This window comes from Bradyrhizobium sp. Bra78 (assembly GCF_024519855.1).
GTDB lineage: Bacteria > Pseudomonadota > Alphaproteobacteria > Rhizobiales > Xanthobacteraceae > Bradyrhizobium > Bradyrhizobium japonicum_G.
On sequence record NZ_JALJRE010000001.1, the window covers coordinates 746,960 to 769,536 of the forward strand.

Below are 22,577 nucleotides of genomic sequence, written 5' to 3' on the forward strand. Positions count from 1 at the left end.
AGCCTCCGGCGGCGCCGATCACGATGGTCCGCAGGCATCCAATTTTGCGGATGATGCCCCTACACCGTGATCGGAGTTTTCTTGGGGCGGGCCATGCCTTCGCGCACTGAGCCGGCGGCAGAATCCAGCTTCGTTGCGAGGGCCAACACGAGGGCCGCACACGTCCCCTCGATGCTGACGGCGAGTATCCAGCCCAGGACCAGGCCTTGCAGTCCGCCAAGTTTTGCGCCAGCGACCGCGAAGCCGAGATCCAGCAATCCGCCAAGCGCGAACCAGACAGACGCCTTGCGCATCTTGTCGCCAAGCCGCGCCAGCGTGCAGCCATGAAACTTGAGCGTAAGTCCCAGAAGGCTGAATCCGAGCAAGCGCATGCTCGAACCGGCGATCTCCGGATAGGCCGGATTGAAGAGCGCAAGGAGTTGCCGCGAATAGGCGAAGACAACGACGGCGCAGACCAGGGAGAAGAGCAGTGACGCGGTCAGCGACACCAGCAGGTCGTGACCGAATTGTCTGGAGTTTGCTCTGACCACGGGGAACAGGACTGTGGCCAAGGCTGCCGGAATCAGCGCGGCCATCGAGACCAGCATCCACAAGGTTGCGAAGGCGGCGTTGATGGTCGGGGACAGGAGGACCAGCACAAGGTATGGCATGATGATGGCGGGAGCCTGGACGGAGACATCAAGCGCGTAATGGCCGAGCACCTTGCCGCGAAGAGCATGGAGCAGCCCGAAATCGGGCGCTCCGACGAGGCTACGCGCACCACCTCGAGTCAAGAGATCGAGACCGATCCAGGATGCGAGCAGGCCGACCACCCAGGTGAGAAGAATCGCGGCATTGGAGGCAAGTCCGGCGGTGGCGGCAGCGGCGATCAGCATCAGCTTGAGCGTCGAGAACAGCACTTGCCGGACCATCCTGGCGCCGCTGCGCAGACTGCCTACCAGCGCCTGCTCGAGCACGAAGCTGAGTGCGGTCAGGCTACAGCCAAGGACGAACAGGCAGGCCTCGGACCAGCCGCCGATCGGGCTGGCCGAGCTGAGTTGTCCTTCGGCGATGACAAACAACAAGGCCAGGCCGAGCGCCAGCGTCGCCGCGATACATGCCGCCGCGGCCGCAAGCCCGGCCCCTTGGCCGGGATGCCGGACGATTTCGCCGATCAGCAAGGTCCCGACTCCGGCCTCCCCCAGGAGAGCAATGAGGCCCATCACGGACAGAAGGCCGGAGGCGTTGCCGATCACCTCCGGCGGGAACATCCGCGCGGCGAGCCACCAATAGACAAATCCAAGACCCGCCGACGCTATCGTTCCGATCGCCAGTGCGCCCGAATTCGTGAAGAGAATCGCGCTCTTTCGAAGCGTCCTGGGTAGGCGCGCGATGAACGTCCATGCGAGCGCTAGCATGATGGCTCTCCCGAACATTGCTTTGCCGGCGGCTCGACCCTGCTGGCGGCCGGGCGCAGCACGTCGCGGTAGACCTGCTCGATCCGGGTCACGACCGCACCGGCCTTGAGACGCCCCACCCGGGCGAGACTTTTCGACTCGAGGTGGGCCAGCAAGGTGCGGTCGTCCAGAAGTGATTGCATCGCGCGGGCCAAGGCTTGCGGGTCGCCCGGCGGCACGAGAAGGCCCGTTTCGCCGTGATCGACGAGATCCGGCATACCACCGACGTCTGTCGCGACGACGGCTTTGCCGGACGCCATTGCTTCCATGATGACGGTCGCGCAAGCTTCCGGCCCGACCGAGGGCAGCACGCCGAACAGCGATCTGTGCCATGCATGCATGATGGCGGAATGTGGCCAGTTGTTGAAAACGCGAACGTTCGGCGGAAACGCGGTTGGCGTATCGGCGACCCGGCGTCCGATCAGGATCAGCGGCGGCGCCCGCTCGAGCCGGGCATAGGCCTTCAGGAGAACGTCGATGCCCTTGAGCCGCATCATGTCACCGACGAACAGGATGAATCCATTTTTCGGCAGCTCCCGCAGGCAGGGATCTTCCGAGCCAAGTACGCCGACATCATCGGGCACGAAGTTTGGGATGACCTCGTAGGGCGTGCGGCCTCCGGTGAGACCGGTGTGTCGCGCCACCGCGTGGCTCACCGCGATGAAGCGGTCGACCACGCGCCGCGCGACGAAACTTGATGCCCAGTTGCCAAGCGTCGTCGCGGTGGCTTTCACGGCGCCGTAGTGAGCGGTGGCGCAGGGCAGGCACTTCGCGAGTCGCGGGCCATCGCACAGATGCGTGCCCAGGTGCATGAAGTTCTTCCTGGCGCAGACGAGGCCGTAATCATGGAGCGTCACCACGAGGGGCGCGCCACCGAGAAGCCTGAGCGGCAGAAAGGAGGCGTAGATCCAGTTATGGGCGTGGACGATGTCCGGCCTCTCCTCTGCGACTAGCCGCTTCAGCGCCAGCAGCAATCCGGGATCGGGGAAGGGTGGGGCGTGGCGGCGCTCGGAATCGGCGTGGAGATTTGACAGGCGCTGGACTGTGCCGCGCAGGCGACGCACGCGGACTGCGCCGTCGAACTCAGTCTCTGGTGATCCGGGATGCATGAAGGTCCCGACGCTTACACTATGGCCGCGCTGCGCCAGTGCCCTGCCGAGGTTACGGACGTGTCGCTCCTCGCCTCCGATCACCGGAGGATAGAATTGCGACAGCAGCAGGATGCGCATGATCGGCCTCGTTTCAGGTGCGCGGCACCAGCGTCGAGACGCTGCGATAGAGTCGATGGTCGTCCGGCCTGTAGAGCCGGGCTTCGGCCCTTTGGGAGGTGGCCGAGACGGGTACCGGGATCTGTCGCGCCCAGGTCTCGCCCGGCGCGATGGTAAGCGAGCGGAAAACCGCGGACAGTCGCCCGTCGATGGTGATTTCCACGTCGAAACGGTGAGTCTGGGTCTCGGCGCTGCGGAGGCCGACGGTGAGCCGGCCCGGGCGATCGCCGGCCGGTGGCAACATCCACAACTCCGTGTAGCTGAATTGTCGGTAAGTCGTTTCGTCGCGGACAGCCAGCGCATAAGCGCCGGTCGCCAAGAGCAACGCGAGTACGATCGCTGCGCCCTGCCAGAAGCGGACCCGCACCGGACCTGGCCAGGGAGGCAGATCGGGAGCGTCGCTGCGACTGTCGGCCACGAGCGCAGCGCCGATGGTGATGGCGCAAAACCAGATCGCCCAGCCGAGCGGCCCCAGGAAACCTGCGGCGTTCAAGGCAAAGCCGCCGGCGATGCCGATGGCGAGGCTCGTGCCGACCGCGTAGGCGAGATGCTCGGATACGGAGGTGGTCCTGATGCCGATCGCCCGCAGCACGGCGTGACCAGAGACGAGGAAAACGATGGGTGCGCCCAGGATGGTGCGCAGGAACAAACTATCGCTGACGGCCACCGCAGCCAGCGTGACGGCCGCCCAGACGCAGGTGGCCAGAAGGTCCCGGCTGCTAGGAATTCCCATGCAATCCTCTCACGTCGTAGATGACGATCCAGCCGTTGTCGTAGATGCGCGTGATGCCCTTGATGTCGTCGAACTTGAGCAACATGTCGCTTGAAAGCGGCTTTCCTTGCTGCACCTGCCACGGCTCGAAGTAGAAGCCGAGCACCGGCGGGGCCGTGCACAAACGCAGATCCACCAGCAGGAAGTCGATGTCGCTCCTGGCCAACGCCCAGAAGTCATCGGGCCCCAACGTTTCGGCTTCGAACAAGCGCGCGGTATCAACGCCTGCGGCGATCTTGACCCTCACGTCCTGTCGCCCGTAGCTGGCAAGCAGCAGGCGATTGACGCGGTCGGCGGTGAAGCGATTGCCGGCCGCGAGCCACTGCTTGGTCCAGAGTGCAGTTTCGATTCCCATGGGCTCGACCGATTGCTGGTCGGCTGCCACCCTGTACGGTCCACGGATCGGATCGAGCGCAGAGCTCGTGACGCCGCCCATGACAATAACGGAGAGCGCGATTGCCGGCCCAATGAGGCGCCACCCACGGGGCTCGCGGCCTTGCCAGAAATGCACGATGCTCACCGCGACGACCAGCCCGACGGCGATGAACACGAACGTTCCCATGCGGTTGCCGATTTCCCATCCGGCGCTGGTCAGCCGGAACGCCACCGAGATCGGGAATCCGAAGGCCAATAGGGTGAGGAGCAAGATGCGGCCGTCGCGCCAGCGACGCCTCAGAATGTCCTGGATCGGACGCCAGCCTGCGCGCGCGCTGCTCGGTGCTGTCGTCGCCAGCGACCTGAAGAATCCTGTCGCCAGTCCCAGTGCCAACAGCAGGATCGCCACCATGGTTGTCAGCCGCATGCCGAGGGGCTGGGCCGGGGGGCCGAGATGCTCCGACCGTGGGGTGGGTGCGCCCATGATCTTCCCCAGCAACGTCCTAAAGCCGCCTTCGATGACCGGGCCAAGATAACCCGTGAGAAGGTTACCGTGGGCTTCCATCCACAGGAACGGCAGGGCGATGGCGAGGAGAGCCGTGGCGCCCATGGCAAATCTTGCCTCGATCTGCATGGGGCCGCGCCGCAAGGCTTCGAAGCCGGCCAGTGCTCCGAAATAGATGGCCGCGAAGGCGGCCGAGAGGTGATGCGTGACCGCAAGGGCCCCCAATAGCAAGGCGATCAACCCAAGCGCTCGCAGCCGCGGTCGCCCATCGAGATCCCTGGATGCTACTTCGACCGCGATGGCCAGCACGCACAGTACGACGCCAAGGCTCTCGTAGGAGAACATTGCCTCGAACACTGCGAAGGTTGTGCAGCCCATATAGACGAGACAGGCGATGGCCGAGGTGCGCGGTGATCCGGAGAGCTTTTCGTAGAACAGGAACAGACCGGCGACGAAGGTGCCCTTCAGGATGACCAACAGCAGCGTCCCCGCCGCAAACAACGACAGTCCGGTGAGATCGACGATCGCAGTCGTCAGAATTTCCAGTGCGGGATACGCCGGGCCGATCGGCAGAAGCGGGTTGGACAGGAATAGCCGGCGTGCCGTCAAGAGATCGTCGGCAGCGACCCAGTGCAGGAATTCGTCGTGACCGATGAAGCTCGTCGGAGAATAGACAGCCTTGCAGTAGAACAGGGCTTCGGCAAGCAGGAACAGCAGGAAGAGTCGTTCGCCCCGGGCGACCCTGGGCCAGCCGGTGCGAAGGCTGATTGGGACGACCAGCAGGACCACGCCAGACCAGAAAAGCAGTGGCGCCACGTCGTTGGACCGGCGCCCGGCGGCGTGCCCCGCCACCACGAGTAGCAAGGCCATAGCCGCCGTCAGGCACAAGGCCGCGATCCATTCGCAACTCACCGGTCGCGTCGGGGCGTCGGAGCTGCCGCCGTGAAGATCGGGGCCGATGACCGCCGAGACGAATTGGACTCCGGTCTGGAGCGGGTTTGTCCCGGTTGCTGCGGTTAGATGAGCCCGCGTCATCGGCGTGGTGCCTTCGTCGCAGAAGGCCACGAGGGGATGCCGCCGAGCGGTAGGCGCCCCCTGGACCGGCTGCTCAAAATGTCGTTGCAGACATCGTTGTAAACTTCGCTCAGCGCTTGTGCGCAGTCATCCCAGTCCGGCAACGCCCAATCCGGGACCTCCCGCTGGGCCTTTAGTCCCTCGGCCATAGCGGCAGCTAGCGCGATCGGGTTTGCGTCGCGCGCAATCGCCCGGCACAGACCTTTGGACGCAAGCTCTCCAAGCCCGGACGTGTCACTCACGAGGACCGGGCGCCGCAACGACAAGGCTTCCATCACGGCGACCGGATGGGCTTCGTATTCGCTGAACAGTACAAACAGCCCGGCGCTCGCCAGGAGGTCGGCCATCTTCTGTCGCTCGGATCCGGGAAGGGTTGAGATGCTGACCCGATTTTCAAGGCCAAGCGTCGCGACGAGGCGCCGCAATTCTCCCTCATATGGGCCCGATCCGACGACATGCAGTCGGACGTCTGGTACCCGGCGGATCAGTTCGGGCATAGCTGCAATCGCCCGGTGATGGCCCTTGTAGCGCTCGAGCCTGCCGCTGGAGACGATCAGGTGGGGATCGACCTTGACACCGGGACTCGCAGCCGGCATCGCCGCGCCGTTTGGAATGACGACGAAGCGTTCGCGCGGCACGCCCATCCTGGCGCTGAAGAACCTGGCTTCGAATTCGGAGACGCCGATCAGCCGCGCGGCTCGGGCCACGAGCGGCCGGAGCAGCGCGTGCTGCGTCCCGCGCACTGCATTGCGCAGCCGCGAGGAATGTCCGCCACTGTGGAAGGTCATGACGAATGGTATATCGCCGCGGATGGCCGCGAGCAGCCCGATCGGCGCCACGAAGGTGTTGTAGCCCTGGAAATGGATGAGATCCCAGACACCGCTCCGGATCGCAGTGTAGATGCCGGGCGACACATAAAGGTCCCGTTCCCTCGGCCAAGCCGGCACCCGCTGCACGCGCATGCCACGCATATACTCCTCAACCGGCAGTTCTCCCGAGGGGTCGGTGGTGAGCACGTCGACCACATGGCCACGCTCCACGAGGCGGGGGCCGACCTCATGGATGTGGGTTTCGATGCCTCCCGTGAAGGGGTAGCAGCGAGCAGCAACCATCAGGATTTGCATCGGGCTATCCCTTCACCAGACGATTTCTCGATCGTCCCAGCCCTTCACGGATATCCATAGGCTACCAGCGAGACCGGCGACAGCACGCGCTCGCGCAGGATCGTCTTGAGGACGCGCCAGCCGTCCGGGATCGCGCGTAGATTGCTCTCACCACTGATGCGCGGAGCCTCGAAACTCGCGACCTCGACTATGTTGAGGTGGTTCTTCAAGGCCCGCACGCTGATGAGGGTCTCGATCTCGAATCCGTCGCAATCGCAGTCGAGCGTGGCGACGTGCTTGGTCCAGAACGCTATGTATCCGTAGCAGAGATCGGAGAACACGCCGCCATAGAGCAGCCGCACGGTCTGGGTCAGCCCCCAGTTGCCGAGCATGCGGAACGGTGACATGTCGTCGGTACCGGCTCCCTGGAGGAAACGCGAGCCCTTGACCAGATCAGCGCCGGCCATCAACGCACTCACGAAGACGACGGCCTCTTCCGGGATCATGGAGCCGTCGGCGTCGATCATGACGATGATGTCGCCGGAGGCTGCCCGGAATCCCGCTCGCAGTGCCGCGCCTTTGCCTCGTCGGGGTTCCATGACAACCTTGACGTCACGCAGGCGGCGCGCCACCACGACGGTATCGTCCGTCGAACGACCGTCCACGATAATGATCTCATGTGCCCAGTTCGGGATGCGCGGCAGAAGCCAGGGGAGGTTCTTGGCTTCGTTGAGTGTCGGGACGATGAAGCTCACGCGAGGCAGAATCAGCGACCGCCCCATAGCGATATTGATCGGGGCGGGCGCCGGAGCGCCCCCGACATGGGCGAGAATGCTGGGGACAGGGGCGTTCATGGCGACACCGTACGGTCGAGCGGCCGAAGCTGGAACGCGGGCCGGTAGCGTACCAGGACAGCCGACAGGTGGCGGGCTAGATGACGGGCCGGGTGATATGTGCCGTAGACGAAGCGACACACCGGACCAAAGCTGTTTGCCGCGGCCGGACCAATGAAATGCAGGCCCGGCACGGTCGTCTCGTAATGCGCCGAGAGTTGCGGCGCTCCATCGATCAGCTGCATTCGACGCAACAGCGTTTCGTTCAGGAAGCCCAGCCGGCTCACGTCGACCTTGTAGCCGGTTGCAAAGATGACGTGGTCAGCCCGCATCGAACGCGGCGCACCAGCGAAGTCGACGAGATCGAGCATGACTTTACCATCGTGCGTCTCGATGCCACGAATGGCCTGACCGAGCCACACCGGCACTTGTCCGAGAACGCGGTCCTTCACGAAAGCGCCGCCCAGCGGGCCCAGCGCCCCGTGGTCGGCGAGCCGGACTCGCAAGTCCTTCGACAAAAGCCGGATCAGTTGCGGATATTTGGCGCAGGTCGCCAACGCCCAGCCATGGCCGATGCCGCTCATCGGAGCCGTGGTGCGCGCGAACAAGGAGCGGTGCCGGGGGCCGTCGGCGAAATTCAGCTTTGGCCGGCGCGCAACGAGCGAAACCGCAATCCCTCGCTCATGGAGCAGCGCCGCCAGATCAGACGCCGATGATCCGGATCCGACCACGATGACCTCTCTGCCGTTGAGGGCCTCCAGCGAACCGTACTCGCCGCTGTGCGAGCACAGCTCGACCGGCAGATGCGCAACCTCCTGCGGCAGGCACTTGAAGGGATTCAGGCCGATCGACACCACGACGCGGCGCGCATGGACCGTTTCGCCGTCGTCGAAAGTGGCGCGAAGAATGCCCGGGCCGGGCTCCAGGGCGATCAAAGTCTTGCGCTCAACGGCGGGTACGTAACGCGCCTGGAAAGCTTCGCCGTAGTCGATGAACCGGCTGAGCGGCAGCGGCATCAACTCGTCATGATAGGGCAGGGCACGTTCGTTGCAGAAGCTCTTCAGGCCGAATTCCGACTTCGGGTCTGAGAGGCTCGTGGCCCAAGGATAGGATTTGAGCAGCATGCCGCGGGGCATGTTGGTTTTCCAGGGCCCCATGGGCTCTCCGAAAATCCGGTGCTCCACGCCGCGTGCGCGCAGGTGCGCGGCCAGCGACAATCCGTAGGGGCCGGCTCCAATGACCGCCACATCTACGGACGTGCTTGACCTCGCCATTATGCAGACTCCGTACAGGGGGCAATGAAGATCAGATGATAGATCCTTGGAGAGGAAGGTTCTGGGGCCCTCTGACCTGACTTGACTGGAGCATCCCCGATGCGATGGTGCGATGGAAGCACGATAGATGGTTAGCTCATTGTGGTTATGCGTTCAGGTCGGTCTCGGCCGTACCACGGTCAGCTTCCCTCGGCCGCGGAACTCGGGGTTGCCGTGCAACTACTTTCGCAACGTCGCAAAATCCGAATCGACCGGTGCAGGAGTTTGGTCATAGGCGATCGATGGGCGGGATGAGAGCGGACCATAGGTGACTGTAACTTCCCGTAGGCCGCCGACGTGACCGAACAGGTCGACAACCTCCAGGCCGGACTGGCGGTTGTACGTGTGGCACCCGAACGCTCCGGACGTGATGCGGCCGACCGGAGTCTGCACAAACTTCGACCGGTCGAGCGCATCGATCTGGCAAAATGTCACCGCGCCGCCATAGTAGCGCGAGCAATCCTGGACCGGGCGTAGCGTGCGCCCGCCTTGCCGGATGAAGGCGCCTGCGGGACGGCTAAGTGTTGCATCGATCAGCACTGGGTCTTCTGCCTGGGGCGTCCATACTCCTGTCAGGCTCTCGGCACGGTAGATGCTGAGGACATCCCAGGACGTCGATCCCCACACCCTTCGACTGACGAAGAACCAGAAGGCGCCCGCATGCTGCAGCGGTGTGGTGTCGTAACACTCGATGCCTTCGACGAGGCAGGCTTCGCGCGTCCATCGATGTGGGAATTCCACGGCCCTGTAGAGGCTCACACTCCTGGCCGCCCCTGATTCCGGAATCATCCAGATCTGTCCGTCCTGCTCGAATACGAATGGGTAGGACAGATGATGCGGTTCCTCGACGACGATCTGTGGTGGGGTGGTGGTTCCATTCCGGTCCGCTGTCACGACCGCAATGCATCCCCGGCTCTTGGTGTTGAGATACTGTTCGACAAAGATGTAATCCCGACCCTGATGTCGAAACGGGAACGGGTCGGCAAGATAGCCATTGGCGTGCGAAGTGAGGACACGAAAGCCTGCGTTACCCTTGTCGAGCAGGCTGGCGTTTTCGTCGAAGCGCCAGCCGATTCCCCACGTCTTGCCGCCCCGCGCCAGGACATCCAGGAACCTGATTGCCTTCGATGCCACGGTGCTGGTCGCAAATGCGAGGGCCGAAAACGCGCCAAGGCACCGGGTGGTTGTCAGGGCGGCGCGGACATCGGACGCGGTCCCACCGGCTTCCTCGCGCAAGGCCTTGAGGATCAGCACCACAGCGCAGGAGAGCGCGCTGTCGAGGCCTGCTGCGAACACGTCGCGGTCCAAACGGGCCGGTCGCGCCGTCCATGAGCCCGAGGGGAAAGCCGTGTCGTGTAGGTCGATGAGGAGGTCCTGGTCATTGGCGAGCGCGGTCATGACGCCGATCTCGCCGGGTACGCCGTTGAAGAGTGGCGTCAGCAGACGTCCTCCTCCCGTGAGCGGCTCCTCTCCGCTGAAATTGATCACCACATCGACATCCCCGGCCGGAGCCGTCGGCAGGGACCGCAGCGCCGTTTCGACGGGATCGGTGGCGCGGTTCGCGCCAAAGCCATGGATCAGCCGTTCGAGGTCGATCAGAAGACGGCACATCGACGGGAGCGGGCGTCGGGTGGTTGCGAACGCGCAGGAGACCTCGTTGCCGGGCGTCCCGGCAAGCGCCTCCGCCAGCCACTGATGCCAGCGAAAAAGTCGAGACGGATCGAGATACAGGCAGATGCGCATTGTTGGTCTCACGCCTCCGAAGGACGCCGGCACGTGGCGGCGCCAAGTTTCCGCTGCGACTCCGCAATCCAAGGTTGCAGATGCAAGGCTACGCCGTGTGCCGCGTTGCGCGGATAGTGCGCGAGTGCTGGCAGCGGATCGTCGCGGCGCCAGTAGCCATCCACCACAACGGACCGAGGCGGGATCGGTGTCGCACCCAGGCGGATCCGCTCGATCCAGGAACTCTGCCACACCATTCGGCCGTCGATCGGGCCGTCAGGAAGGGGCGGCAGGCCGAGCTCGTGCCGATAAGCTATCAGCGGGATGTTGACCCCGGCGAGCGTCGCCGCCTCCTCCTGCCAGTCGGTGCGCCCGACCGTCGGCTCGATGATCAGGAAGCGTTCGCTCCTGGCATCCCGCTTGTATTCGATGCCACCAAATCCGAAGTAGTTCACCTGATCGAGAATGCCTTTCGTCGTGCGCTCCAGCTCCTCGTTGGTCGAAGCCGTACAGAAGGCCGTGCTGCCGCTGCCCGGCGGTGTGCTGGCGAGCTTTTGTCCGGTGAACAGGCCGAGCGTCTCACGGTCGCGGCCCCGGTAGAACAGGCAGAAGTAGATGTTGTCGTCCGGTCCCTCGATGGTTTCCTGCACCAGGACCTCGCCGGCCTGAGCCAGCAACCTCTCGGCCGTCGCGATTGCGTCGGCGTGACTGTGCGCAGTGAGCAGGCGGGGAGCGTGTCCTTCATGGACGTGGCGCTTGTCAGCCGGCTTCAGAATCATCGGCAGGCGGAGTGTCGCGATTTTCTGGACGTCCGTGAGAGCCCGCACGACCACGCCGTTCGGTATCGGCCAGCCGTGCAGGCCGGCGCTCTCGTGAAACCTGGCTTTGTCGTGCAGCATGAGAACCGTCCCGTGAGCCGGCAATCGGAAACGATAGAGTCTCTCGAGCTCTTTACGATGTTCCGAAATCGTGAGCAGTGCCAACTCGTCCGTGACGACCAGGAAGGGCGGCTTACCGAGCCGGCGTTGTAGATCACGCAGAAAGTCAATGAAGCCTGGACCGTGCAGGGTGTCCGTGAGGACCTGATGGGCGTAGCGTGACCACAGCGCCGGGTTCGAGCGCTTGCAGTCGACCACCCAGATGGGCATCCCGCCCACCGCAAGGCTGCGGCACACTCCGAGGCCGTTCAGCTCGCCACCGATTACGACAGCGGGGACGCGCCGCTCCGACGAGCCGGACATTTGGTTGGTTATTGACACCGCTGGGCTCTACCGAAACGACCGGAACCGGCAAAGCGCCACTATGCCTCATCGGCGACGGATCGTGCGACGCCAGTGGAGGTAATCCTTCGGGGCGGTTGCGTTCGGCCTCGGGCGAAGGTCACGTGGAGATATGATTGTCGACTGGCAACGGGCGAGAGACGGGCTGCGCGACGCCGGAATGCGTGTGCTGGTGCTCGCGTTGCTGTTTGCCCCGGAATCCGTGAGCGTCGCGCACGATATGTCGGCAACGTCCTTCGTCAAAACTTCCGGAACGGATTTCACGGTCGACGGCCGGCAGTTCTTCGTTGTCGGCGTCAACAACCATTATCTGACCTTCGGCTCGCGGAACGAGGTGACGCGTGTTCTCGACGACGCGGTGGCCATGGGCGCCAATGTAGTCCGTACGTTCCTCCAGCCGGTAGTTGGGTCGCTCGATGGAAGAAACGCAACGATCTGGAACTGGAAGGCTGATGGCGATGCCAATGATCTCGCGGTCAGGGGTACGTACCTACTCTACTGGGACGCTCGCGCTGGTGAGATGGCGATCAATGACGGCGCGAACGGTATGCAGAAGGTTGACTTCCTCATTGCCGAAGCGGGCAAGCGACGCCTGAGGCTAGTCATCGCCTTCCTGGATTTCTGGGCTTACACGGGCGGCGCCCAGCAGATGCGGGCTTGGTATGGGAGCCAGGACAAGTCCGGATTTTTCTTCAAGGATCCTCGCACGAAGCGCGACTACAAGAGCTGGGTCAGCCATGTCGTGCAGCGGGTCAACCCGCTCACAGGGCTCGCCTACCGGGATGATCCGACCATCATGGGCTGGGAGCTGATGAACGAGGGCAATGCGCAGCCAGAGGCCTTGCGTTTGGCCTGGACTGCCGAGATGTCGGCCTACGTAAAGTCGCTCGATCCCAATCACCTCGTCAGCTCGGGGCACGCGAACGTCGACGCGAAGCTATCCGATCTGACGATTCCGACTCTCGATTTCGGGACCTGGCACGGCTACCCGCTCTTCTACAAGCTGACCGTCAAGCAATTCAACGACACGATTACCGAGTTTTGCCAGCTGGCAGCGCGTGCGAAGAAGCCGGTCCTACTGGAGGAATTCGGCTATGCCCGCTCCAACCCCGGCTCGGCCGAGGCTTACGCGATGTGGCTTGACACGCTTGCGCGCGATCCAAACTGCGCCGGCTGGATGGTGTGGCGGCTGGTGTCGCGGCAGGACAGCGGACGCTATCCCGTCGACGAGCACGACCAGTTCGATATCCGTAACGATGGAAGCACGATCTGGAACATATTCAAAGCAGCGGAGCGGACGGCGCGGATCCGGGAGACCACCGGGAGCATCCGATGATCGAAGCTTCCGTCGTGATCTGCGCGCATACGCTCGACCGCTGGGACGAGCTGACACGCGCCGTCCAATCTGTCCGCAACCAAACGCGTGCCCCGCGCGAAATCGTCGTCGTGGTGGACAACAACGATGCCTTGCGAGAGCGCGCAGCACGAGAGCTTGCCGGTGTGACCGTCCTAGCCAATGCCAAGCAAGCGGGCTTGTCGGGCGGACGCATGACTGGGGCGGAATACATCACGGCGCCTGTGATCGCCTTTCTTGACGACGATGCCGCCGCCGATCCGCACTGGCTGGAGGAACTGCTGGAGGCCTACAAGGATCCAGCCGCGCTCGGAGCAGGCGGCCCGGTCGAGCCACTGTGGCAGGCGCCACCGCCCCCCTGGTTTCCGGGTGAATTCCGCTGGGTCGTCGGCTGCACCTACACGGGCATGCATGTGCAGGACGGCCGTATCCGCAATCCGATCGGCGCCAACATGTCGGTGCGTGCCGACGTGCTGCGGCGCGCAGGTGGCTTCACGTCGGAGCTCGGACGCCGCAAGCTCGGATTTTCCGTCAGCGGCCGCGCGAGGATCGGCGGCAAGGCCGAAAGCTGCGAAGAGACGGAGTTCTGCATCCGGGCTACCCGCCTTCACCCTGGAGGCTACTGGGCTTATCGGCTCGGTGCACGGGTGCATCACGCGGTGCCTGCCCAGCGTACGACATGGAAATACTTCGTCCACCGCTGTTTGGTGGAGGGCACCGCCAAGGCGGTCTTGACGGGTCTCGCAGGGTCCAAAGATGGCCTCGGAGCGGAAGGCCGCTACGTCAGGGACGTGTTGCCGCGCGCGGTCGCAAGCGATTTGAGGGCAGCCATGCGCGGCAAGGTCGGCGCCGCGCGTCGGGCCGGAGCGATTGTCGCGGGCTTCGCTCTTACCGCGTTCGCCTACGCCACGACCCGCCTAGGCGGAGCCGCGGAAGCGTTGTCGCAGCAGGTGTTATCGCGGGTCTGGGTCTGGAGAGCATAGCTGGCGTCGTACTGAGGCCCGGTTAGCGAATGCGGAAGGTGTCCGAGATGATCTTGGTGACCGGAGGTGCCGGCTATATCGGATCCCACGTCTGTATCGCGTTGCTGGACGCCGGGTTCGACGTCGTCGCGGTCGACAATCTCTCCAACAGCAACAAGGCCTCGCTCGAGCGCGTGCAATCCATCTGCGGACGTTCGCTCGTTTTTCGGCACGCCGATATCCGGAATGAAGAGGTACTCCGCGACATCCTCCATGCCTGCAGAGTGACTGCGGTCATTCACCTCGCAGGGCTGAAGGCGGTGGGCGATTCCAACGTACGGCCCATGATGTATTACGAAAACAACGTCCTGGGAACGATGCGGCTGGTGTCGGCCATGAGGAGGGCGCATGTAAAGACTCTCGTCTTCAGCTCGTCTGCGACCGTTTACGGGTTGCCGAGATACTTGCCGCTCGACGAGAAGCATCCCCTCGGTCCGACCAATCCGTACGGCCGCACAAAGCTCGTCATCGAAGAAATGCTGAAGGATCTCTGCAGGTCCGACGACGGTTGGCGGATCGGCAATCTGCGCTACTTCAATCCGGTTGGCGCGGACGAAAGCGGGCTCGTCGGAGAAGACCCACTGGGCGTTCCCAGCAACCTGCTACCGTTCGTGGCGCAGGTAGCGATTGGACGGCGGGAGAAGCTGCAGATCTGGGGAAACGACTATGACACGCCCGATGGGACTGGAATCCGCGACTTCATTCATGTGGTCGATCTCGCATCCGGACATTTGAGTGCCTTGCGCCACCTCACACAGCCCGGTGTGCTCACGGTCAATCTTGGAACGGGTTGCGGCAGCAGCGTTCTGGAGGTCATTCGCACATTTGAGGCAGCGAGTGGGCGATCGGTCCCCTATGAAATCGGGCCGCGCCGGGCCGGTGATGTCGCCGTCTGCTATGCCGACCCTACCTTTGCGAAGGACGCGCTGGGCTGGACATCGACGCGGTCGTTGCAGCAAATGTGTGAGGACCATTGGCGTTGGCAATTGCAGAACCCCAACGGCTATCAGCGTAGCGAGCTTCCGAAGGTTCGGGAGCGGTCCAGGCATCTCCGCCGTCATGGCTGAACTCGCACGCCCGAGGTGGTTGGCGAGCACCGAGGGCCTGACAGCAAGAGTGGAGTTCGAGGCGAGCCGCCGCCGCAAGTAAACCGCCCATCAGAGGTAGCTCGCAATGACCCGAAATCTCCACGCCGCAGAGCAAGCCTGCAGGTAAGATGCCGTCGCGTATGGGAATTTGCGATGCCACACTATCGTGCATACGTTCTGGACGAACACGGCCGGTTGGGGGGCGTGGTCAACCTTTACTGCCCAGACGACGCGTCCGCAACCAAGCGGGCCGGGCAGTTAGCGGACGGTCATGAGGTTCAGCTTTGGCGACTGGTCGCTGAGCTCAAATTTGACGATCCGCAGCATCGACCCAAGCGGCGGCGGAGTGTCCGCGCACCAATGCACTAGGATCGATTGGCGCGTGTGCGTTTGTTTCGCGCATCTTTGACAGTTTGGGGCGCTTCGACCGCGATGTCATCAAATCCGGAAACAGCGGCTCGCGCGTGGGAAATGGACGCACGATCACGCGGGCCGAAAGCGGTCGCCGGTAATCCGGTCTAGAATGGCCTGCACGGCATACCAACGTATGCCTGTATCCGCGTTTAGAAATCACATTTCGAAACTTTTTTCGCCATGTTTCATTAATACCTACCCTCCCAGCAGTCGGGGGGGCGCTTTCAAAAACCCACTGCACTGAAATCTGTTCGCCAAGCAGAGCTTGCGAGCATGCGGTATGTCGCGCGCGTTCACGCAGCGGCAGTGGAATTCCCTGTTATCAACGTCAAGAGGATACCGGAATGACCCTTTCCGCACCTGCGGGCTATACTTCGAGCGATCTCATCTTCCAGGAAGACTTCTCCGGCACGACGCTCGACAGCTACTGGCACAATTACATCACCAGCAACGCCGCCAACGGCTGGCCGTGGAACAGCTACGGATCAGGCGGTAGCGGGGTCGGCGGTCCGTATGACGCCGACTACTTCATGCCGAGCCAGGTGACCGTGAACAATGGAGTATTGGATCTCACGGCGATCCGGCAGTCGGTGTCCGGCATGAACCAGGGGACGCAACAGACATTCCCGATCACGTCTGGCACGGTCAGCAGCTACGGCAACTTCGAATTCAATGGCGGCTATCTTCAGATCAGCATGAAGGCGCCGAGCGGCGATGGTGCGTGGCCGGGCCTCTGGCTGATGCCGGGCAAAGGCGCGGGCAGCAGTGGCGATAATTTCGAAATCGATATCCAGGAGGGTGGATATACCGGCTCCGGCCCTGCAAACCAGGCCTTCAGTTGGCATCTTCATACGCCCTCCGGGACCGTCGGCGGCACCGTCGACACCGGCGTCGACCTGACGGCGGCCTTCCACACCTATGCCATCGACTGGCAGCCCGGGAAATCGATCACCTGGTACCTCGATGGGAAGCAGATCGCACAGGTGACCAGCGCGCAGGTGCCGATCCCGAATGAGCCGATGGAATTGATCATGGACAATCAGGTCGCTAATTCCAACACGACCGGATGGCATACGGCTCTTGACAGCTCGACCCCTTCCTCGATGCCGATGCAGATCGACGCGATCCAGCTCTATCAAAAAGCAGGGAGTGGCGAAACCGTCACGGGTGCGAACGTCACGGCCACGACGCAGCCGACGGTCCAGCCGGCGGTGACGCAGGCCACGGCTTCTCCCGCAACGGGCATCGAGCATGCCGGCGATACCATCACTCTGTCGCTCGCCTTCAACGAGGCCGTGACGGTGACGGGTACGCCGACGCTGTCGCTCAATGACGGCAATACCGCCACCTATGTGGGTGGTTCGGGCACAGGTACGCTCACTTTCCGCTCCACAGTTGCGTCCACCGACAAGGATACCTCGGCGCTCGCCATCACCGGCGTCAATCTTCCGAGTGGTGCGACCATCAAGGACGCGAGCGGCGTCGCTGCGAACCTCGCTGGCGCCGTGAAGACGTTCACCGGTCTCCAGATCGATCCAATCTTGCCGGCGGTGACACAGGCTACGGCTTCTCCGACAACCGGCACCGAGCACGTGGGAGACACGATTACGCTGTCGCTCGGCTTCAACGAGGCCGTGACCGTGACGGGTACGCCCACGCTGTCGCTCAATGACGGCGGCACGGCCACTTATGCCGGTGGTTCGGGCACGGGCACGCTCACCTTCAAGACCACGGTCGCCTCGACCAACACCAGCACCTCGGCGCTCGCCATCATCGGGGTCAATCTTCCGAGCGGTGCGACCATCAAGGACGCGAGCGGTGTCGCTGCGAATCTCGCTGGCGCCGTGAAGACGTTCTCCGGTCTGCAGGTCGACCCGACGTCATCGACGCCAACGTCGCCGTCGACCCCATCGGCGACCACGCCAGTCCTCACTATCGCGGATAACTCGCTCTGGGTGGCCGGGAGAGGTGGTACCGTCGATCTCGGGGCCAAGGTAACGACGACCGACGCCAACGATCTCGTGACCGTGAACATCACGGGGTTGCCGAGATATGAGTCGATTACCGACAAGCTGGATGGTCGGACCTTCACGGGGAAAAACATCACCCTGACGGCCGCGCAGGTCGACAGCGGACTGACACTGACCTCGCAATATCGGGGCGGGGGTCAGCCGGTTGCGACACTTTCGCTGACGGCAAGTGCAACGGATCCGTCAACCGGCGCGGTTTCGACGGCTTCGCCGCAGACCATCACGGTGACGGATCCTCGACCCGCAGACGTCACGACCACAACGTCGTCGCACCACCAACACACCGCGACGGATCATCAGCCTGCTGCCACCGCGACGGCCGTGGCTCCGATGGCGCCGCAGACGGTCGACTTTGCGAATCATCCGCAGCCGACCACTGCAAGCACGGTGGTCTTGGCAAGCCGGGCCTCTGCACTGCTCCAGCAACATGTGGACCCGGCCACCAACACCCTGGCAACGACCGCGCCGCAGCCGATCACTGTGGCAGATCATCCGGCTGCGAGCGGCACGACGACGGCGTCCATGGCAAGCCAGAGTTTTGCGCTGCTGAACCAGTATCTGGCCGCTCACACCGGCCAGGTGGATTCCGGCCAAATCGTGGCGGCTGTCTCGCAAGCGATCGGCTGGGGTCACGAACCGTTGCTGGCCCGACCGCAACATTAGTGCTCCGCCGCACCCAGGCTCAACGCCTGGGGTGCGGCTCCGTCTATGTTTGTGAATGCATGAGAAGGAACATCGTACGCGGCCGGTAGCCGCGAAGGGTTGAGTAAAAAATGGCGATCCAGAATGGAAATGCCCATGCCGCAGATCTCGGGCTTCGATCCCTGGCTCTGTTCTTGCGCCTTCATGGCGTGAATGCCGAATCCGACCAGATCCGCTACCGTTGCGGGGAGAGTGAAATCGGCATCCGTGCGATGCTTCGCTGCGCCCGCGATTTCGGACTGAAGGTCGGTTCGCGCACGACACATTGGAAAGAGCTCGCAGGCATCAGCTTGCCCGGAATCGCAGCGCTGCGTGATGGCGGATTTCTGCTGCTCGGGAAGGTCGAGGACGATGCGGCGCTCGTGTTGCATCCGACCTCGACACATCCGACGTTGATGCCGCGTGCGGAATTTGAAGAGATCTGGGACGGCCGCTTGATCCTGACCGGATCTCAAAGCCTCGCCGGTCGGGCGCATCATGCCTTTGCCGGTCTGATTGCGCTCGGGCGTGATGTGGTTGGCCGTGCCGGTGACGTCCTGACGCATGCCTTTTCCGCCCTTCGTCGCGATATGCCCGTCCATGAGCCGGTTCCTGAGCCTGCGGATGGCGATGAGTCTGGGCTCATCGCGGTGGCGATACTGCTGCGTTGCCATGGCATCGCGGCCGACCCGGAGCAGATTCGGCATCGCATGGGCACGTCTCGGGTCGGTGTGACCGAAATCCTGCGCAGTACGAGGGAGTTCGGGCTCAAGGCTCAAGCACAGCGGTCGGGCTGGAACAGGCTTGCCGTCACGCCGCTGCCGGCAATTGCCGTGCTGCGCGACGGCAGCTTCCTGATCCTGGGCAAGGTCATCGACGACAAGCTTCTTGTTCAACGCCCATTGTCTCCACGACCCGAATCCGTGACTCAGGCCGAACTCGAGGCCGTCTGGGACGGCGACATCATCCTGATGACCCGACGCGCCGCCCTGACGGATCTCTCCCGGCGATTCGATATCAGCTGGTTTCTCGGTGCGGTCCACAAGTATCGCCGTCTTCTCGGCGAAGTTCTGATCGCGTCTTTCTTCCTTCAGGTCTTTGCCCTCGTCGCGCCGTTGTTTTTCCAGGTCGTCATCGACAAGGTGCTCGTGCATCGAAGCATCAGCACGCTCGATGTTCTGGTCGCGGGCCTCGTTGCGTTGACGTTGTTCGAGACTGTTCTCGGCACGTTGCGCGTCTATCTCTTCGCGCACACGACGAACCGCATCGATGTAGAGCTCGGCGCTCGATTGTTTCGTCACCTGATGGCGTTGCCGATCGCATACTTCCAGACACGCCGTGTTGGCGATTCGGTCGCACGCGTTCGCGAGCTCGAGAACATCCGCCAGTTCCTGACGAGCTCGGCGCTCACACTCGTCGTCGATCTCCTGTTCACCGTCGTCTTCCTTGCGGTGATGTTCTACTATTCGACGCCGTTGACGCTGATCGTTCTGGCCTCGTTCCCCTTCTACATCGGAATTTCCGCCAGCGCCGCGCCGCTGTTTCGCCGACGCCTCGATGAGAAGTTCAATCGCGGCTCGGAGAACCAGGCCTTCCTGGTCGAGAGCGTCACGGGCATCGAGACGCTGAAGGCGATGGCGGTCGAACCGCAGATGCAACGCCGCTGGGAAGAGCAACTCGCCGGCTATGTAGGTGCGAGCTTCCGCGTGCTCAGCCTGAACAATACGGCGAGCCAAGCGGTTCAGATGATCAACAAGCTGGTCACCGTCGCAACGCTCTACTTCGGCGCCAGGCTCGTGATCGGCGGTGACCTGACCGTCGGCGAACTGGTCGCGTTCAATATGCTGGCGGCGCGGGTGAGCATGCCGGTACTTCGGCTCGCGCAGATCTGGCAGGATTTCCATCAGGCCCGTTTGTCGGTCGATCGTCTGGGCGACATCCTCAACACCATGCCAGAGCCAAGCTTCAGTTCGGCCCGCGCCGCGCTGCCGGCGATCCGCGGCAAGGTCACATTCGAGCACGTAACCTTCCGCTACCGCGTCGACGGCCCCGAAGTGCTGCACGATGTGTCCTTCGGCGTCGAGCCCGGCCAGGTCGTCGGTATCGTTGGCTCTTCGGGCTCGGGCAAGAGCACCATCGGCAAGTTGATCCAGCGTCTCTACGTGCCGGAGAGCGGACGCGTGCTGGTCGACGGCGTTGACCTCGCGACGGTCGACCTGACCTGGCTTCGGCGCCAGATCGGCGTGGTTTTGCAGGAGAACGTGCTCTTCAATTGCTCGATCCGCGAGAACATTGCGCTCGCCGACCCGGCCATGCCCATGGAGCGCGTCATCGAGGCGGCGGCGCTCGCCGGCGCTCACGACTTCATCCTGGAGCTGCCCGAGGGCTACGACACCATCGTGGGTGAACGCGGAAGCAGTTTATCCGGCGGGCAGCGCCAGCGTGTCGCGATCGCTCGCGCACTCATTACCAACCCCCGCATTCTTATCCTCGACGAGGCGACCAGCGCGCTCGATTACGAAAGCGAGCGCGCCATCCAGCAGAACATGAAACGGATTGCCGCCGGTCGGACTGTATTCGTCATCGCTCATCGGCTCTCGACCGTGCGCAATGCGAACCGGATCGTCACTCTCGAGCATGGCCGCATCGTCGAGGACGGAAGCCATGATGAGCTGATCCGCTCGAATGGGCGTTACGCAAACCTTCATTATCTGCAGGCCGGTATCCATGACGTCCGCTAGCCGAAATGTCGTTCCGTTTCCGAGAGCCGAGATTCGACGGCGTGAGCACGAGATCGCATTTCTGCCCGCGGCGCTCGAGATCACCGAATCGCCGCCATCGCCGATCGGTCGCGCGATCGGGGCGAGCATCATCGCAGTCTTTTGCGTCGCGCTGTTGTGGGCATCATTCGGCAGCGTCGATATCGTCGCCACTGCGACGGGCAAGATCGTGCCTGGTGGCCGTACAAAGCTGATCCAGCCGTTCGAGACGGGTGTTGTCCGCGCCATCCACGTCCGAGACGGACAGAGCGTCAAAGCCGGCGACGTTCTGATCGAGCTTGACCCAACGATGACGGAGGCCGATCAGGAGCGCCAGAGAAGCGATCTCGTCGCAGCCGAACTCGACGTTGCGCGGCTGCGCGCAGCGCTCAGCGACGATCCGCTTGGCGCTTTCCGATCACCGCCGGGCGCAAGTGCCGCGGAGATCGAGATGCATCGCCAGTTTCTGATCAGCCAGCGCGCTGAGCAGAGCGCCAAGCTCGCCGAGATCGAGCGCCAGCAAGGTCAGAAGGAAGCGGAGAGGGCGACCACGTCGGCGAGCGCGGCGAAGCTCCAGGCGACGATACCGGTGCTCCAGGAGCGAGTCGACATTCGCAAGAATCTCGTCGACAAGGCCTTGGCCTCGAAGGTTGTCTATCTCTCCGAGTATCAGGAGCTGGTCGGCCTTCAGCAGGATCTGGTGCTCCAGCAGAGCCGGCTCCGCGAAGCCGACGCTGCCATCGCCTTGTTGAAGGAAACGAAAGAAAGGACCGCCGCGGAGTATCGGCGTGCCACCTATGACGCACTCGCGAAAGCTGAGCAGAAGGCAGCGAGCGCCGCGCAGGAAGTGGTCAAGGCGGACCGGCGCACGAAGCTTCAGCATTTGACCGCGCCGGTCAACGGCGTCGTGCAACAGCTCGCGGTTCACACGGTGGGAGGTGTGGTGACGCCGGCACAGGCGCTGGCCATCGTGGTTCCAAGTGAGAGTCAGCTTGAGATCGAGGCCATGCTGTCCAATCGCGACATCGGCTTCGTGCATCCCGGACAGAAGGCGGAGATCAAGATCGATACGTTCAACTTCACGCGCTATGGGCTCCTGCATGGGGACGTACTCAGCGTGTCGACCGACGCGATCACGCGGGACAGGCAGGGCGGATCGAACGACCGCGCGCCCGGCACGGCGCAAGGCAGCAGCGAGCCGAAAGGCCAGGAGCTAGAGTATGCGGCGCGCATTTCACTCGACCGCACGCACATGCAGGTGGAGGATAAGCTCGTCAAGCTCGGTCCCGGCATGGCGGTGACGGTCGAGATCAAGACGGGCACGCGCAGGATCATCAGCTACCTTCTCTCGCCGCTGGCGAGATACAAGCAGGAGGCGCTGCGGGAGCGATAAAGGGCCGGCTCCCGCAGCCTGTGCGCTCCGCGTCGTCAGCCCGAGGAGCGTATCCGCGCGATCTCGAGTACCATTCATGCCGGAGCAGCGGGGAACACGCTGCCGGCGTCTAGACGTCGCGAAGCCGACGAAAGGGTCGCGGCTTAAGCCTTTAC

The 22,577-nt window shown here is 63.3% G+C and carries 15 protein-coding genes; 6 read left to right on the forward strand and 9 right to left on the reverse strand.

From position 1 onward, the window contains the following. Positions 1-59: 59 nt before the first annotated feature. The 9 genes from OC450_RS03510 to OC450_RS03550 all read right to left on the reverse strand — a co-directional run bounded on the left by OC450_RS03510 (position 60) and on the right by OC450_RS03550 (position 11,549). Positions 60-1,397: a hypothetical protein gene (locus OC450_RS03510; RefSeq protein ID WP_262047175.1), complete on the reverse strand. Its 1,338-nt coding sequence runs from the start codon at positions 1,395-1,397 to the stop codon at positions 60-62. Beyond that, positions 1,391-2,665 (reverse strand): glycosyltransferase family 4 protein, encoded by a 1,275-nt coding sequence (locus tag OC450_RS03515; RefSeq protein ID WP_262047176.1) that lies wholly within the window; start codon positions 2,663-2,665, stop codon positions 1,391-1,393. Before OC450_RS03515 ends, OC450_RS03510 begins: the two co-directional genes overlap by 7 nt. A gap of 13 nt (positions 2,666-2,678) precedes the next feature. After that, positions 2,679-3,437, reverse strand: a complete 759-nt coding sequence (locus OC450_RS03520; RefSeq protein WP_262047177.1) for a hypothetical protein — start codon at positions 3,435-3,437, stop codon at positions 2,679-2,681. After that, positions 3,424-5,421: a hypothetical protein gene (locus OC450_RS03525; RefSeq protein WP_262047178.1), complete on the reverse strand. Its 1,998-nt coding sequence runs from the start codon at positions 5,419-5,421 to the stop codon at positions 3,424-3,426. The genes OC450_RS03520 and OC450_RS03525 overlap by 14 nt, the downstream gene beginning before the upstream one ends. Further along, on the reverse strand, positions 5,388-6,554 hold the full coding sequence (locus OC450_RS03530; protein ID WP_262047179.1) for a glycosyltransferase family 4 protein: 1,167 nt from the start codon (positions 6,552-6,554) through the stop codon (positions 5,388-5,390). Before OC450_RS03530 ends, OC450_RS03525 begins: the two co-directional genes overlap by 34 nt. Positions 6,555-6,598: 44 nt before the next feature. Then, positions 6,599-7,387, reverse strand: a complete 789-nt coding sequence (locus tag OC450_RS03535; RefSeq protein ID WP_249129143.1) for a glycosyltransferase family 2 protein — start codon at positions 7,385-7,387, stop codon at positions 6,599-6,601. Then, the gene (locus tag OC450_RS03540) at positions 7,384-8,640 is read right to left on the reverse strand and encodes a SidA/IucD/PvdA family monooxygenase (RefSeq protein ID WP_262047180.1); all 1,257 of its coding nucleotides are present in this window, start codon (positions 8,638-8,640) and stop codon (positions 7,384-7,386) included. The genes OC450_RS03535 and OC450_RS03540 overlap by 4 nt, the downstream gene beginning before the upstream one ends. 219 nt (positions 8,641-8,859) lie before the next feature. After that, complete coding sequence (locus tag OC450_RS03545; RefSeq protein WP_256806140.1) at positions 8,860-10,422, reverse strand: hypothetical protein; 1,563 nt, start codon at positions 10,420-10,422, stop codon at positions 8,860-8,862. 8 nt (positions 10,423-10,430) lie between these two features. Next, positions 10,431-11,549, reverse strand: a complete 1,119-nt coding sequence (locus OC450_RS03550; protein ID WP_211384712.1) for a hypothetical protein — start codon at positions 11,547-11,549, stop codon at positions 10,431-10,433. Positions 11,550-11,793: 244 nt separating this feature from the next. Between OC450_RS03550 and OC450_RS03555 the strand changes: the two genes are divergently transcribed. The 6 genes from OC450_RS03555 to OC450_RS03580 all read left to right on the forward strand — a co-directional run bounded on the left by OC450_RS03555 (position 11,794) and on the right by OC450_RS03580 (position 22,422). Continuing rightward, positions 11,794-13,017: a glycoside hydrolase 5 family protein gene (locus tag OC450_RS03555; RefSeq protein ID WP_315986371.1), complete on the forward strand. Its 1,224-nt coding sequence runs from the start codon at positions 11,794-11,796 to the stop codon at positions 13,015-13,017. Next, positions 13,014-14,018, forward strand: coding sequence for a glycosyltransferase family 2 protein (locus tag OC450_RS03560; RefSeq protein ID WP_256806142.1), 1,005 nt, complete (start codon positions 13,014-13,016; stop codon positions 14,016-14,018). The genes OC450_RS03555 and OC450_RS03560 overlap by 4 nt, the downstream gene beginning before the upstream one ends. Positions 14,019-14,065: 47 nt before the next feature. Then, on the forward strand, positions 14,066-15,124 hold the full coding sequence (gene galE / locus OC450_RS03565) for a UDP-glucose 4-epimerase GalE (protein WP_262047181.1): 1,059 nt from the start codon (positions 14,066-14,068) through the stop codon (positions 15,122-15,124). Between the two features lie 779 nt (positions 15,125-15,903). Further along, positions 15,904-18,252 (forward strand): glycoside hydrolase family 16 protein, encoded by a 2,349-nt coding sequence (locus OC450_RS03570; RefSeq protein WP_262047182.1) that lies wholly within the window; start codon positions 15,904-15,906, stop codon positions 18,250-18,252. A gap of 110 nt (positions 18,253-18,362) precedes the next feature. After that, entirely contained in the window at positions 18,363-21,011 is a 2,649-nt protein-coding gene (locus OC450_RS03575) for a type I secretion system permease/ATPase (protein ID WP_262047183.1), read from the forward strand. Next, a complete protein-coding gene (locus tag OC450_RS03580; RefSeq protein ID WP_211384717.1) occupies positions 20,998-22,422 on the forward strand; it encodes an HlyD family type I secretion periplasmic adaptor subunit in 1,425 nt (474 codons plus the stop codon). The genes OC450_RS03575 and OC450_RS03580 overlap by 14 nt, the downstream gene beginning before the upstream one ends. The last annotated feature ends 155 nt before the right edge of the window (positions 22,423-22,577 follow it).

Excerpts from the sequence above, each read along its gene's own strand:
- OC450_RS03510 (WP_262047175.1), bottom strand. The coding sequence starts at position 1,397 with ATGCTAGCGCTCGCATGGACGTTCATCGCGCGCCTACCCAGGACGCTT.
- OC450_RS03515 (WP_262047176.1), bottom strand. The coding sequence starts at position 2,665 with ATGCGCATCCTGCTGCTGTCGCAATTCTATCCTCCGGTGATCGGAGGC.
- OC450_RS03520 (WP_262047177.1), bottom strand. The coding sequence starts at position 3,437 with ATGGGAATTCCTAGCAGCCGGGACCTTCTGGCCACCTGCGTCTGGGCG.
- OC450_RS03530 (WP_262047179.1), bottom strand. The coding sequence starts at position 6,554 with ATGCAAATCCTGATGGTTGCTGCTCGCTGCTACCCCTTCACGGGAGGC.
- OC450_RS03535 (WP_249129143.1), bottom strand. The coding sequence starts at position 7,387 with ATGAACGCCCCTGTCCCCAGCATTCTCGCCCATGTCGGGGGCGCTCCG.
- OC450_RS03540 (WP_262047180.1), bottom strand. The coding sequence starts at position 8,640 with ATGGCGAGGTCAAGCACGTCCGTAGATGTGGCGGTCATTGGAGCCGGC.
- OC450_RS03545 (WP_256806140.1), bottom strand. The coding sequence starts at position 10,422 with ATGCGCATCTGCCTGTATCTCGATCCGTCTCGACTTTTTCGCTGGCAT.
- OC450_RS03550 (WP_211384712.1), bottom strand. The coding sequence starts at position 11,549 with ATGCCCATCTGGGTGGTCGACTGCAAGCGCTCGAACCCGGCGCTGTGG.
- OC450_RS03555 (WP_315986371.1), top strand. The coding sequence starts at position 11,794 with ATGATTGTCGACTGGCAACGGGCGAGAGACGGGCTGCGCGACGCCGGA.
- OC450_RS03560 (WP_256806142.1), top strand. The coding sequence starts at position 13,014 with ATGATCGAAGCTTCCGTCGTGATCTGCGCGCATACGCTCGACCGCTGG.
- galE (WP_262047181.1), top strand. The coding sequence starts at position 14,066 with ATGATCTTGGTGACCGGAGGTGCCGGCTATATCGGATCCCACGTCTGT.
- OC450_RS03570 (WP_262047182.1), top strand. The coding sequence starts at position 15,904 with ATGACCCTTTCCGCACCTGCGGGCTATACTTCGAGCGATCTCATCTTC.
- OC450_RS03575 (WP_262047183.1), top strand. The coding sequence starts at position 18,363 with ATGGCGATCCAGAATGGAAATGCCCATGCCGCAGATCTCGGGCTTCGA.
- OC450_RS03580 (WP_211384717.1), top strand. The coding sequence starts at position 20,998 with ATGACGTCCGCTAGCCGAAATGTCGTTCCGTTTCCGAGAGCCGAGATT.